The organism is Hymenobacter sp. HDW8 (assembly GCF_011305775.1).
GTDB lineage: Bacteria > Bacteroidota > Bacteroidia > Cytophagales > Hymenobacteraceae > Hymenobacter > Hymenobacter radiodurans.
Genome location: NZ_CP049907.1, coordinates 1,618,478 through 1,632,676 on the forward strand (window position 1 = coordinate 1,618,478; position 14,199 = coordinate 1,632,676).

10 protein-coding genes are annotated in these 14,199 nt (G+C 56.1%); 5 read left to right on the forward strand and 5 right to left on the reverse strand.

The features are described from left to right. Nucleotides 1-141: 141 nt before the first annotated feature. Entirely contained in the window at nt 142-2,571 is a 2,430-nt protein-coding gene (locus G7064_RS06685; protein WP_240935784.1) for a TIM-barrel domain-containing protein, read from the reverse strand. A 194-nt stretch (nt 2,572-2,765) separates the two neighbouring features. Between G7064_RS06685 and G7064_RS06690 the strand changes: the two genes are divergently transcribed. Both G7064_RS06690 and G7064_RS06695 read left to right on the forward strand, forming a co-directional pair. Then, complete coding sequence (locus G7064_RS06690; protein ID WP_166072980.1) at nt 2,766-3,695, forward strand: glycosyltransferase; 930 nt, start codon at nt 2,766-2,768, stop codon at nt 3,693-3,695. 41 nt (nt 3,696-3,736) lie between these two features. Beyond that, a complete protein-coding gene (locus tag G7064_RS06695) occupies nt 3,737-4,222 on the forward strand; it encodes a DUF1905 domain-containing protein (protein WP_133272033.1) in 486 nt (161 codons plus the stop codon). A gap of 76 nt (nt 4,223-4,298) precedes the next feature. On the opposite strand, the gene G7064_RS06700 is transcribed toward G7064_RS06695, so the two are convergent. Continuing rightward, the gene (locus tag G7064_RS06700; protein WP_133272032.1) at nt 4,299-4,733 is read right to left on the reverse strand and encodes a VOC family protein; all 435 of its coding nucleotides are present in this window, start codon (nt 4,731-4,733) and stop codon (nt 4,299-4,301) included. A gap of 150 nt (nt 4,734-4,883) precedes the next feature. After that, nucleotides 4,884-6,926 carry an alpha-amylase family glycosyl hydrolase gene (locus tag G7064_RS06705; protein ID WP_166072981.1) on the reverse strand — a complete coding sequence of 681 codons (2,043 nt, stop codon included), beginning with the start codon at nt 6,924-6,926 and terminating at the stop codon, nt 4,884-4,886. A gap of 249 nt (nt 6,927-7,175) precedes the next feature. On the opposite strand from G7064_RS06705, the gene ggt reads away from it, so the two are divergent. Next, nucleotides 7,176-8,927, forward strand: a complete 1,752-nt coding sequence (ggt, locus tag G7064_RS06710) for a gamma-glutamyltransferase (RefSeq protein WP_166072982.1) — start codon at nt 7,176-7,178, stop codon at nt 8,925-8,927. Between the two features lie 87 nt (nt 8,928-9,014). Here ggt and G7064_RS06715 read toward each other — a convergent pair whose 3' ends face one another. Together G7064_RS06715 and G7064_RS06720 are read right to left on the reverse strand one after the other, a co-directional pair. Further along, nucleotides 9,015-9,356 carry a hypothetical protein gene (locus G7064_RS06715; protein ID WP_133272031.1) on the reverse strand — a complete coding sequence of 114 codons (342 nt, stop codon included), beginning with the start codon at nt 9,354-9,356 and terminating at the stop codon, nt 9,015-9,017. A gap of 98 nt (nt 9,357-9,454) precedes the next feature. After that, complete coding sequence (locus G7064_RS06720; RefSeq protein WP_133272030.1) at nt 9,455-9,805, reverse strand: hypothetical protein; 351 nt, start codon at nt 9,803-9,805, stop codon at nt 9,455-9,457. A gap of 385 nt (nt 9,806-10,190) precedes the next feature. On the opposite strand from G7064_RS06720, the gene G7064_RS06725 reads away from it, so the two are divergent. After that, nucleotides 10,191-12,992 carry a TIM-barrel domain-containing protein gene (locus G7064_RS06725; RefSeq protein WP_166072983.1) on the forward strand — a complete coding sequence of 934 codons (2,802 nt, stop codon included), beginning with the start codon at nt 10,191-10,193 and terminating at the stop codon, nt 12,990-12,992. Between the two features lie 150 nt (nt 12,993-13,142). Next, the gene (locus G7064_RS06730; protein ID WP_166072985.1) at nt 13,143-14,099 is read left to right on the forward strand and encodes an aldo/keto reductase; all 957 of its coding nucleotides are present in this window, start codon (nt 13,143-13,145) and stop codon (nt 14,097-14,099) included. Nucleotides 14,100-14,199: the final 100 nt, after the last annotated feature.

Genomic DNA, 14,199 nt, shown 5'->3' on the forward strand with positions numbered 1-14,199 from the left:
GCCTGCTAACGCCTTTTATTATTGAAACGTCTGCGTTCGACCTGATTAAATAGAAAAACATCATAAAAAAGCCCCCCAGAATACCCTGGGGGGCTTTTTTATGGTGTCAGATGATGTCCGCTATCAGAAATAAGATTATGCTTACTTAATCACAATTTCTGCAAACCCTGCCTTCACAATAGTTTCAGGCAGCTTAGCATCCGTTTCAGTCGCAGCTTCCGTCAAAGGAGCGGCTTTCGTATCGACGGTGCCTTTCAGCGGAGCGAAGGGCAAGCCGTGAAACACCACCCGGTAGGTAGCAAAGCTGGGCGTGTAGTCGCCTTCTATTTCTTGGCGGAGCGTGAGCGTGGTGTCAGTGCCGATGACGGTGAAGCGGCGCGTCGTGGCGTGGCCTTCCTGGTAGCCGTAGCCTTCGCCTCCATCATCGTAAAGGACGCTGTGCTCGGTGCCATTTTTGTAGTATACATGCAGCGTCACCTCTTCCACCACTTTCTCGCCCACGTACTGCATCACAGGGTAAAGCGGAATAACAGCGCCTGCCTTTACAAAGAGTGGAATACGGTCGAGGTTGGCGCTGGCCCATACTTCGGCCCCGCCCGTACGAGCCTCATCGGTCCACCAGTAATACCACTGTCCTTTAGGCAAATACATCCAGCGGCCATCGGCGCCGGCGGTGGTAATAGGGCACACAAGCAGGTGGTCGCCCAGGCTGAATTCAGCCATGCGCAGATATGTATCCGTGTCAGTCTGGTCGAGGAAAGCTAGGGGGCGCAACATGGGCGTACCCTGCTTCACATACTGCCAGAACGTGGTGTACACGTAAGGCAGCAGCTGGTAGCGTAGACTGATAAACTTACGGGCCAGATCAGTTACTTCTTCGCCAAATGACCACGGCTCTTGGTCGCCATGGTCGCCGCTGGAGTGGGTACGGAAGAACGGATGAAAGGCCGCCAGCGCAATCCAACGGGCATATAGCTCGCCATCGGGTGTTTCTACAAAGCCGCCCACGTCGGAGCCGACAAACGAGAAACCACTGATACTTAGGCGCTGACACTGGATATTAGCCAGCCACAAGTGGTCCCAGGAAGCAATATTGTCGCCGGTCCAGGCGGAGGAATAGCGCTGCCCACCGGCGTAGGTGCTGCGCGTGATAGTAAAAGGACGGTTGGGATAGGTAAACTGCTTCACGCCCGCGGCCGTGGCCCGTGCCATCTGCATCCCATAGATATTGTGGGCCTTCTTGTGCGAGGCTGGGTTGCCGTCGTAGTTGAAGCGCACATCATCCGGGAAGGTACCTTTCTCGAACACGGCCGGCTCGTTCATGTCATTCCAGACACCGCGCACGCCATCTTCCTGAATCAAGCCTTTGAACAAGCCCGCCCACCACTCGCGCACATCGGGGCGAGTGAAATCGGGGAAGTTGCACAGACCTGGCCATACCGAGCCACGCATCAGTGGCCCATCGGCGCGCCGGCAGAAATAGTCGTTGGCCAAGCCTTCGGTGTACACCGAATAGTTGGGGTCAATCTTAATACCGGGGTCGATGATAACGATGGTTTTGAAGCCATCGGCGGCCAACTCCCGCACCATCGTTTTGGGGTCGGGAAAGTGGGTGGGGCTCCAGGTGAAGCACCGGTAGCCGTCCATGTAGTCGATGTCCAGATACAGCGCGTCGCACGGAATCTGCCGCTCCCGAAAACCGGTGCCAATAGCCCGGAAGTTGCTCTCGGGGTAATAGCTCCATTTGCACTGATGATAGCCTAAAGCCCACATGGGGGGCATTTCGGGCGGGCAAGTGAGACGGGTGTACTCCTGGGTTACTTCGGTAAGCGTGGGGCCGTAGAGAAAATAATAGTTCATCTCGCCGCCCTGCGCCCAGAAACTGGTGACGTCGGCGCGCTCGGCGGCGAAGTCGAAGCTGGCTTTAAAGGTGTTGTCAAAGAAAATGCCGTGAGCAATTTTCTGGTGCAGCTCCAGATAAAACGGAATGTTCTTGTACAGCGGGTCGGAGCCTTTTACGTAGCCGTAGGTGTCAGTGCCCCAGTTAGTAAAGCGCTTGCCGCGCAGGTTCATGTTGTCGGGCTTATCGCCGAGGCCGTAGTAATGCACGCCGCCCTGCACCTGCTTGCTCATCTTCACGATGTCGTTGCCGGTGTCATCGTCGTGCTCCCAGTGAAACCCTTTCTCGTCGGCCGACAGCACCGTACCGGAGCGGTCGAGCACGCGGGTAGTCAGGTTCTCCTTAAAAATAGTGCAGATGAGGCGGTCGGTGGTGATGCGATAGTGGTCCGGCTTTTCCCGAAACTCCAAAAAGTCCAGTGCGGCCCGAGGCAGATCGGCGGGCACGGCGTAACTGAAGTCGGGCGCGAAGCCAACCTCGGTGGCGTAGCGAAAGCGAAGTATTTTATCGGTAATTACCTCCAGACGCAGCTGCACGCCATTGTCGCAGGTAAAGAGAAACTCGTTATTTGTTTGCTTACATGAGACAATCTGGCCGGGCGAAAGCTCTTGCTTCCCTCTGGTAGCCAGATCGTTTACCATGTAATTGTTTTCCTGAATTATATCAGCCATGAGCGTAAGCAGCAGTAGAGATGAGCAAAAAAAAGTCCGGCCGCGCCGGAAAGTTTTTTCACATAAGTCTGCAAGGTAAAACTGATTACCGCGAAATTTAGCTAACCTTAGGAGCTGATTAAGTAAAACTCGACTGTACAGCCACTACAGGCGTTTTTTGCTGACCTTTTTTTTCCCGTCACCGTCCCTTCTCCATGGAAAATCCCAATCTTAAGGTGTTGTTGTTAGGCTGGGATGAGACAACGCAAGCCTCCAACTCAGGGCAACCAGAGTCGCTGCCGCTGTTGCAAGCCCTAGCTTCCAATACCACTCTGACGGCTATTCTGCCTCACCTGCCCACCGGCCAGCCTTCTAATGCGCGTATTACCAGCCTCGACACGCTAACCCTGGCGGATCTGGACGAGCTGCAGCCCGCGCGCGTGGTTGGTGCTTGGGAGTCGCCGGCAACACCTTACATAGGAGCTACGCAGAACCAGGCGGATGGGGCGGACTCAAGCCAAACGATCCTGAACGAAACGGGATACATACAGCAAAAAAGCCCCCCAGACCTTCTTCTGGCCGATGAGCAGGCAGTGGAAGCTTCGGAGCCCGGTGCCGATGAGGCCCACGACCTTGACCATCCCGGCGATAATCTGACGCTGGATAAGCCAGCCGAGCCCATTCAACCAGAATATTTGCCCCCCATCGAGTTTTCGGCTGATCGTGCAACCTTACGCAACCTGCTTACGGCACTACCCGAAGCCCCCGGCGACCTTAATTTTCAGATTATTCAGTACACGCGCTTTGCTACGCGGCTGGCATTGCGCGAAGATTTTGGCGTGATCTACGCCCCCGAGTGGCATGTGTGGTTGGCGGGCCTCGAAATCCGGCAGCTTACCGGTCGGCCGTTGGTGCTGCACGTACATTCGCTAGCGCTAGACCGCGATTCACTCAATGACCGCGGCTGGATTTTGGAGCTGGAGCGGTTGGCACTTCGCCGGGCTACGCTGGTTCTGGCCGCGTCCGAAGCCTTGGCTGAGCGCCTGCAAAGTGCGTATTCTGTTGCTGCCGACCGCATAAAAGTAGTTGCGGCCCACGATGAGGAAGCTCTGACTACGGCGCTACAATCCATCTCTCGGAACTAGTAGTAGCTGGCAGCGTTGTTTCTTTGTCAAAAAATTGACTGATGACGACTCCCTCCCCTACCGCCTCTGAGCAAACCTTCGACGCCCAGCTTGAGCTACACCGCTCCGACGGCGGCGTATTCCTGACCGTTCCTTTCAGTGTTGAGGAAGTGTATGGGCAGCGTGGCACCCTGCACGTGCGCGGCACCATCGATGGGTTCCCGTTTCGTTTGCCCCTGACGCCCACTCCTGACGGTGAACACATTCTGACCGTGCACAAGCAAATTCGCAACACGATTGATAAAACGTGGGGCGAAATGGTGCATGTTGTGTTAGCCCCCGACACGGAGGAGGACGTTCTGGATATTCCGGCCGAATTGACGAGTGCGCTGGCTCAAAACGACTTGCTGGCCAAGTTTGAGCAACTTTCCTACGCGCAGCGCAAAGAGTACGCCCAGTGGATAACCCGGGCCAAGAAATACGAAAAGCGGGCCGAGCGGGTCGCAGAAGCCATTGAGCGGATTAAAATTGGGCGCCGTTTTCGGTAAGAAACCAGCCTACAAGCGAAAGCGCCGTATCCAGCTGTCGTGGCTGGATACGGCGCTTTCGCTTGTAGTTATCTGCCTAGTGAGCACTAGCCTCGGCTACGGGCTGTTCAGGCATCACGCCAGATGGGTCCATGTACATGACTTCCCACAGGTGCCCATCTAAGTCCTGATAGCCATGGCCATACATAAAGCTGTGCACCTCGGGCTCACGGGTTATAGTGCCTCCAGCGCTAACTGCTTTACGGACCATCTCATCTACCTCTTCGCGGCTATCTGCTGAAAGACAGATAATAGTCTCTGTGCTTTTAGTAGCGTCCACAATCTCCTTCTTGATAAACGTTTTGAAGAAAGGCTCTACCAAAAGCATCACGTAGATATTCTCCCCTACGATCATGCAGGTGGCATTTTCATCCGTGAATTGCTGATTGAACTGGTAGCCGAGTTGAGTGAAGAAATTCACCGACTTGTTGAGGTCTTTTACGGGTAGGTTTACGAAGATCTGGGTTGCCATAACGTTGTGGTTTTAAGGAGTACCTAACAAAGATAAAAGCAACCCCAGCGAACGGAACTGTGCAAATGCGACAATGTAAGGGGGCATTTGCGACACTATTTTAGCTCCAATTTGCCCCCCACATTTCCACCTGCCTACTTCCAGCCAGTATTACACTCGCGCTAGTACCAAGGCCGTGCGGCTGGTCACATACAGGCTCAATTTGTCTACCTCATCTTCCTGGAAGGTTTCATAAATCAACGCATCATCTACGCGGTTGAAGCCGTCGAATTGGGGCGAATCGGAAGACAGAACAACCCGGTAGCGACCTGGCTTGGGCACGAAGAAGCGATAGTCTGGCACACTGCGCTCAACATGGAAGTTGAACACAAAAATTAGCCCCCCACGCTCGAAAATAAGGACTTGATTTTCGGGGTCATTGTTGAGCAGATGGGCATGGGCAGCCGCCAGCAAACGGCGCGATTTGGCCATGCCTATCATTGCCTTGTCGAAAGCCAGTAAGTATTGGTACTTAAGGTCGGGGTTATCGGCCAACGACCACTGCCGCCGCGCATAGTGGTAGCTCCAGTCGTTGCCTTGGCGGGGAAAATCGACCCACTCAGGATGTCCGAACTCGTTGCCAATAAAGGTGAGGTAAGCTTCGCCCCCCAATGCCAGCGTGATGAGGCGAATCATCTTGTGCAGCGCCATACCACGAGCCACCACGGGGTCGGGGTCATTTTTACTCATGTGCGAGTAAATGGCCGCATCCATAAGCCAGTGGGCCAAGGTTTTGTCTCCCACCAAGGCTTGGTCGTGCGACTCGGCGTAAGCCACGGTCTTCTCCCCTACGCGGCGATTGGTGAGCGTATACCATAGCTCACCCAGGTTCCAGTCTTCGTCGCGGCGGTGCTTAAGCAGCTTAATCCAGTAATCGGGAATGCCCATACCCAAGCGATAATTGAACCCGACACCACCCTCGCTGATGGGCCGGCATAAGCCGGGCAAGCCGCTCATATCTTCAGCAATAAGCAAAGCGCCGCGCTTTATTTCCTGCACCAGCGTGGAGGCCAGCTGTAGGTATAAGATAGCGTCTTCATCGGCCTCCGGACCAAAATACTGCGCATAAGAGCTAAACGCTACACCTTCGCCATGATGATGATAGAGCATGGAAGTCACGCCATCGAAGCGAAAGCCATCGAAGTGAAACTCCTCCAGCCAGTAGCGCAGGTTGGAGAGCAAAAACTGCTGCACCTCCGGCTGTCCGTAGTTGAATAGCTTAGAATCCCAGCCGGGGTGGTTGCCGCGGGGCCCAGCGTGAAAATATTGCCCCCCAGAGCCGTCGAAATCAGCTAATCCTTCCGCTTCATTCTTCACAGCGTGCGAATGCACCACGTCCAGCAGCACCGCGATGCCCCTGTTATGCGCTTCGTTTATCAGGTGCTTCAACTCCTCGGGCGTGCCGAACCGCGACGAGACCGCAAAGAAGTTAGCTACATGGTAGCCGAAGGAGCCGTAATACGGGTGCTCCATTACGGCCATCAGCTGCAAGCAATTGTAGCCTAAAGCCTGCACGCGTGGCAGCACTTTTTCGGCAAACTCCAAGTAGCTGCTCACCTTCCCTTCTTCGGTAGCCATACCAATATGGCATTCATAGATGAAGGGCTCGCGCACATAATTATTGATTCGAAACTTCTGATCAGTCCAAGTATAGGGCGCTTCGGGGCGCCACACTTGACCTGTGTAATCTTTGGTTTCGGGGTCCTGCACAGCGCGCCGCAGCGTAGCCGGCAGGCGATCTTTTGCCCCCCGGTGGGTAACGACGTGCACTTTGTAGCGGCTATAGTGCGTGAGTCGGTCTTTGTACTCTTTATCGGACAAAAACACTTCCCAAACGCCATTTTCACCTTTTTTCAGGGGCGTAGCGGCGCGGTCCCAGCCATTAAAGTCGCCAACCAAAAAAAGACCTTCAGCGGCCGGCGCCCACTCCCGGTACCAATAGCCACGGCGGCGAGCATCGTAGTTAAGACCCATTTGCTGGTGAGCGGTGGCAAATTTGCTCAGCGAACCATGCGACTGTTCAATTTCCTGCAAACGCTGACGCAGGCGCTCTTGCCGAGCCAGCAGCACGGGTTCGAAAGGTTCGAGCCAAGAATCCTGCTGCACGATGGGCAGGATAGCGGTTGAGGCAACAGTAAGGTCAGGAGTTTTCATAGCGCAACTAGAGTTTAGGCAAAACTATCATTACCGTCGGATTATCAGCGGCTCCTCTTGCGGGAGTGGTGTTAGCGAGGCAGTTCGGTTCTTAAGCTACTCAAAGCTGCCTTATTTTTATCTTCTCAACGTAGCATGCGGTGCTGGGGGGCAAATTTGGGGGCCTTTTAAAAAATATATTTTACCGTGGCTATATTACATAAAAGGGGCACAAAGCTTGGTAACGGCTGTATGCCCTATCTTACCTGCATGAAGTCCCGCTTTTACTCTTTCGCCTTATTGGCACTGCTGGCTTGCACTACCAGCACCCCAACCGCTTCAGTTACTCCCGCCAACACGCTGGCGGCTCCGTTGCCGTCTTCCGAGCCGAGTCTCATTACGGCGCAGGCTATGGTTGTGTCGGCGCACCCGGAAGCGTCGCGCATTGGCCTGGAAGTGTTGCAGAAAGGCGGCAATGCCTACGACGCAGCCGTGGCCGTACAGTTTGCTTTGGCGGTGGCCTTTCCTACGGCCGGCAACCTCGGCGGCGGCGGATTCTTTCTATATCGGGGGTATGAAGGCAGCGTAGGCGCGCTCGATTTCCGAGAAATGGCCCCCGCTGCCGCCAGCCGCGACATGTACTTGGATAAGCAAGGCAACGTCATCACTGATCTGAGCACGGCAGGTCACTTGGCATCAGGCGTGCCGGGCACCGTGGCTGGCATGGTAACGGTGCACCAAAAGCTGGGCAAACTCCCCTGGACTGACCTTGTACAGCCCGCCGTAGAGCTGGCTCGTCGGGGCGTGGTGCTCACAGCCAAAGAAGCCGCTGGACTCAACCGCACCCGGCCAGATTTCATAAAGTACAACCCCAAAAACTTACCCGCTTATGTGCGGCCCGATGGCGATACGCGCCCTTGGCAGGCCGGCGACACTATCCGCTACCCCGACCTGGCTCGCACTCTGGAGCGTATCCGCGACCAGGGCAGAGCAGGGTTCTACCAAGGTCCAACTGCCAAGCTAATCGTAGCTGAGATGCAGCGGGGCGGCGGCATCATTACCGAGCAGGATTTGCTGAAGTATCAGCCCAAGTGGCGTACACCATTGCGCGGCAGCTACCGAGGCTACGATTTGATTGCTATGCCCCCACCCAGCAGCGGTGGCGTGGCGTTGCTGCAAATGCTACAAATGCTGGAGCCCTACGATTTGCGCGCCGCTGGGTGGCATTCGCCGCTGGCAGTGCATTATATCACGGAGGCCGAGCGTCGGGTATATGCCGACCGCGCCACTTACCTCGGCGACCCTGACTTCGGCAAAGTACCGATAGCCCAGCTCACTGATCCAACTTATGTGAAAAATCGGATGAGCACGCTGGAAAATAATGGCCGGGCTACTCCGTCTTCGGAGGTGCAAGCCGGCGCGGGTCTGCCTGTATACGAAAGCGACCAAACTACTCATTACAACATCGTGGATGCTACCGGCAATGCTGTATCGTGCACTACTACCCTCAACGGCAGCTACGGCAGCAAAGTGGTAGTGGGCGGCGCGGGCTTTTTGCTGAACAATGAAATGGACGACTTCTCGGTGAAAGCTGGCGTGCCCAATTATTATGGCTTGGTAGGCGGCACTGCCAACGCGATTGAGCCCGGCAAGCGCATGCTTTCGTCTATGACGCCGACTATCGTTACGCAGGGCGACAAACTATTCATGGTAGTGGGTACGCCCGGTGGCAGCACCATCATCACCAGTGTCCTTCAAACCATTATCCATGTGCTCGATTACGGCATGACCATGCAGCAGGCAGTATCGGCGCCGCGCTTGCACCACCAGTGGCTCCCCGACCAGATCGATGCCGAAGAAAATGCCCTCCTTCCCGCCGCCCGCGACACGCTCCAGCGCCGTGGCTACAAGATCAATCCACGCAGTGCGTGGGGTCGGGTCGATGCTATCCGTGTGCTCCCCGACGGCCACCTACAAGGCGGCGCCGACCCACGGGGCGACGATAAAGCGATGGGTTACTAGAACCAATCTGCGTTAACAACAGAAGAGGCTGAGTAAAGGCTATAATTAGTCTTTACTCAGCCTCTTCTACTTTATGCTAATCAGCTTTTACTTCAACTGACCGGCGGCGCTACTAAGCATTTGGCCTAACTGCTGCAGCTTATCGGCCGTAGCACCGTCGGCGCCGGCAGCGGCTTTGGTGGTATGCTCGCCCAGCTTTGTCAGCGACTGGCTGAGTTGGGTGGTGTCGGGCATGGGCGAATCGAGCAGATCCTTTAGGTTCTCTAGCTCGCGGGCCACACCATTTAACTTAGTATCGGCGCTAACCTTGAGCGTATCAATCCAGCTGTTGATGCTGCGCGTGGCGCCGTGGCGCGCTTCGTGCAAGCCGCCATTCAGCGAATTCAGAGTTGAATCGAGGTGGGATAGGTTGTTTGGGGATGTTGACATAGCAGAGAAAGGCGTCGGAAAAGAGTAGAAAACAGAGTACCGGAAATCGGCCCGACACCTTTGCGGCGTCGGGCCAATCTCTGGGGGCAAATTTGTGCTTAATGAATCTGACTGGCGGCCGCGCTAAGCGCCTGACCGAGCTGGCGCACTTTGTCCTGAGAACCGGGATCAGCCGACTCGGCAGCACGCAGCGTGTGCTCGCCCAACGTTTTTAATGACTGCTGCACCTGCATTGTGTCGGGCGCGCTGCCCGACAGCGCGTCGTTTAGGCGCTCCAGCTCCGAGGCAATACCCGAGAGCTGACCATTATTGGAGTGTTGCAGAGTACTGATCCAGCTCTGAATGTTAGGGCCAGCCTGGGGGGCTAATCCAGCAAGGTTGCCGCCTTGGAGAGCCTGAATAGTAGCGTCGAGCTGAGCAGTACCGGTTGATTTGCTTTCTTCTTGCATAACGATTGGGTTTTGGTAAATGGATAGATGATTAGGCTTACGCACTCATCTCGCTACAGTTGAGTTTTTGGCAGTATATAATTATGTCCAAAATATTCATTATCAGATACTTAAAACAAACACAAAACTAGTCTGTTAAGCGGCCACCTAACCCTTACGCACTGCCCTGCTAGCCGCTTGGTCTTGCGGCCATTAGCAGACTCAATACCTTTTTATCTGTGCCTTAGGGTCCGAGCTAACAGGTACCCCAATCTCGCCGCGCAACCTTCCCTTCCTACCTTACGCTTGTATTATGGTCTAAGCAAAGGACTGTATTACCCCCCGAGCACACTTTACAGAGTTTCTTTGCTTATCCAAAAAGCCGCCTGTTCTCCGCTCCCACCCTATGTTGCCACGCTTACGCCATTGCCTACTCCTGTTCTCGCTCTCCACCACGCTGAGCCTGCCTAGCTACGGGCAGCGTACCGACGATGGGCCACCTACAAACGACCCATTTCCAAGGCCGAATGCGCTAGCTCGCTCCATTGCCGCGTATCGCTCCCATCAGTACGCGGCCGGGCAACTCAGCATCAGGGCTACCGATGGGGCGACGCTACAGGTACGCCCGTGGGCTACGGGCGTCGTGCGGGTTGACTACTTTCCCGCAGGCCGCCCCACTCAGCCCGATTCCTCCATTAGTGTTGTCACGACGGCTACAGCTGATTTGGCAGTGGGTATGCGAGAAACCGCGCAAAGTCTGGAACTGGAACTACCAGAAAATCTGCGCGTAGCGGTAAGCAAACGTCCGCTCAGAGTGCACCTGCTGCGAGGCACCGACACCGTAGCAACGGAGGCTTGGGGGGCTTTTCAGCGACCGTCAACTACCTCCAATCCAAATGAAACAGGCGTGAGCTTCCGCCTGCGGCCCGGCGAGCAGCTTTACGGTACCGGCGCGCGGGCCTTGCCACTCGACCGCCGCGGACGCCGCCTGGAGCTGTATAATCAAGCCCGCTATGCCTATCAGAACGGCGCCGAAAACCTCAACCTGACCTTGCCCGTGGTCATGTCGAGTCGGGGCTACGCGGTGTTTTTTGATAATCACACCGCCGGTTACCTCGACCTTGGCGCTACCCATAAAAGCGTCATGGAATACGGCGGCGAAGCGCTAGGTACCGTCGGGTACTTTCTGGTGGCCGGCGATTCGTACGCTACTATTCTGGACCGCTACACGGCAATTACTGGACGGCAGCCGTTGCCGCCGCGCTGGGCACTGGGCCTGATTCAGAGCCGCTTTGGCTACCGCTCCCAAGCCGAGACCGAAGCCGTGGCTCAACGCATGCGCCGCGAAGGATTTCCGCTGGATGCGCTGGTGCTGGATCTGTACTGGTTTGGTACTACCAAAGACCAGGGCAACCTCGATTGGGACTACCAGAAATTTCCCAAGCCCGCCACCATGATGCGCAATCTGGATTCGGTGGGCGTCAAGACCATCCTGATTTCGGAGCCGTATGTGATGCGCGCTTCCCGCAACGACTCCGTTGTGCGTACCCAAAACCTGATTGGCACCGACTCCGTGGGGCGCCCTTTCACGGTGGCCTCGTTTTGGGCCGGGCCGGCGTCGTTGCTCGATATGTTTAAGCCCAGCGCCCGCGAATGGCTATGGTCGTACTACAAAAAGCGCAAAACGGAAGGCGTGGGTGGCTGGTGGAGCGACTTAGGCGAGCCCGAAAATCACCCCGTTGAGATGCACCACGTCACGGGCCCGACGCGCCAGATACATAATGCCTATGGGCAGGCGTGGGCCAGCATTTTTGCCGAGAAATACGCCCAGGAATACCCTCAGGAGCGATTATTCAACCTGGCGCGATCCGGGTGGGCGGGTATGCAGCGCCATAGCGTATTTCCGTGGTCGGGCGATATCAACCGGTCGTGGTCGGGCTTTCAGGCCCAGATTCCCATTATGCTGGGCGTAGGCATGGGCGGCGTGGGCTACATGCACTCCGATGCCGGCGGCTTCTGTGTGGGCCCCATCGACCCGGAACTGTACACGCGCTGGCTGCAAATGGCTTCGCTCTGCCCCATTATGCGCCCCCACGGTGAAGGCGTGCCACCCGAGCCTTATTATTACCCAGAGCCCTACAAAAGCATCGTGCGCAATGCCGCCCACCAGCGCTACGAACTGCTTCCTTACCTATACACGCTGGCTTGGCAGAACACCCAGGCTGGTGCGCCCCTAGCCCGCCCAATGAACTATGAGGCAGCTGCGGGACCGGAAAATGAGCAATTAGGCAACGTAAACGACCAGTATTTCCTCGGTCCTAACCTATTGGTGGCGCCCGTAATTCAGCCAGGGCAGCGCCGCCGCAACGTGCTGCTGCCCGCCGGCACCTGGATAGACTTCTACTCTCATGAAACCCTGGCTGGGGGGCAAATTGTCGGGCGCAATGCCCCACTTGAGCGCGTGCCGCTACTCGTGCGCGCCGGTGCTTTTCTACCGTTAGCGCCCTACGTCAACACCACCGCCCGCTACCACACCGATACCTTGCGCGTGCGCTTCTACGCTGATTACGCCGTTCCCAAATCCAGCTTTACCGTGTATGAAGATGACGGAAAATCGGCGCAGGCGATGGCTGGGGGGCAATTTCAGCTCCTTGCTTTTGCAGGCGCTACCTCTGCTACCCAAACTGATATTCGCATCAGCACTAGTGGCCAGGGCTACGCCAAAATGCCCCCCAGCCGTATTATCGAGTTACTGGTTCCGCGCGTAGCTGCCGCGCCTGCCGCTGTGCTCGTAGCTGGCCAGCCGGCGCCCGCTGATACCTGGCGCTACGATACTGCCACCCAAACTTTGCAGGTGCGGGTACACTTTCAAAACCAGCCGCTTACCGTTGCTATACAGGGCCTGCGCCTGAATACTTTTTATACAGCCGCCGCTCCCGACCGCTTAACGCTAGCAGCACCCAGCGACCGGATTTTTGACGGCCGCACTACGCTCAACTACACGCTACACACCCCCGGCCAGTACACGCTTCGTATTCGCGACGCCCAAGGCCAGGTAGTGCGCACTTTCGCTTCAGCCACCGAAATGGGGGTTCATGCGGTATCCTGGAATGCGGAAGACCAGAATGGTCGTCGCCTGCCGGGCGGGGTATATACGGCCGAAATGCTGGGCCAGCATCAGCGGCTGGTACTGGTTCGCCCAGACTAACTCTTGGCCCTGGTTGTGACTCGGCTGGTAAAGCTACCGTGTGGCAAATGATGACTCGTCCATAAAAACATCATCACCCCTACTCACTTTTCGACGTAAACCAGAAGCATTTCTAACCTGGCTTATCCAAGCAAAACCCAAGCTATTATCATGAACAAACGTCAATTAGGTAACTCTTCCCTTTCCATAACTCCCCTCGTATTAGGCGGCAACGTGTTCGGTTGGACGGCCGACGAAGCCACTTCTTTCGCCGTGCTCGACGCCTTTGTAGCTGGTGGTGGCAATGCCATTGATACTGCCGATGGCTACTCCGTGTGGGTGCCCGGCCACGTAGGCGGCGAATCCGAAACTATCATCGGTAAGTGGCTGAAGCAGCGTGGCCGCCGCGACGACGTGGTTATCGCCACCAAAGTAGGCTGGGAAGTGAATGCGCAGAACAAGGGCTTAGCCAAAAACTACATTCTGCGGGCCGTGGAAGGCTCTCTCAAACGCCTCCAAACCGACTACATCGATCTGTACCAATCGCACAAAGACGACCTGACGGTGCCGGTAGAAGAAACGCTGGAGGCGTATGCTCAGCTGGTAAAGGAAGGCAAGGTGCGCGTAATTGGTGCCTCCAACTTTTCGGCGGAGCGCCTGCGCGAATCGTTGCAAGCCAGCGAGCAGCACGGCTTCCCGCGCTACGAATCGTTGCAGCCGCTCTACAATCTCTACGACCGCGCCGAGTTTGAGCAGGAGCTGTTGCCTTTGTGCCAGGAGTACAACGTAGGCGTCATTCCTTACTACGGCCTGGCTTCGGGCTTCCTGACGGGCAAATACCGCTCAGAAGCCGATCTTAAGAAAAGCGCCCGCGGCGGCGGTGTTGGCCAGAAGTATCTGAACGAGAAAGGCCTTTCCATTCTGGCGGCCCTCGATGCAGTTAGTGCTCGTCTCAAGGCCACGCCCGCTCAGGTGGCATTGGCCTGGATTATGGCTCAGCCCGGACTTACCGCGCCTATTGCCAGCGCCACGAGCGCCGAACAGGTAGAAGAATTGCTGAAAGCCACTGATCTACAGCTGGATGCCGAGGCGCTAGAGCAACTAGAAGGCGCCAGCGTAGCGGCCTAACTACAGCACGGGCACAATTCAGCTCACTCTTGTGCTATAGCGATAAAAAAGCCCCCCAGTCAACGTCTTTTCCAAAGCGTTGGCTGGGGGGCTTTTTATG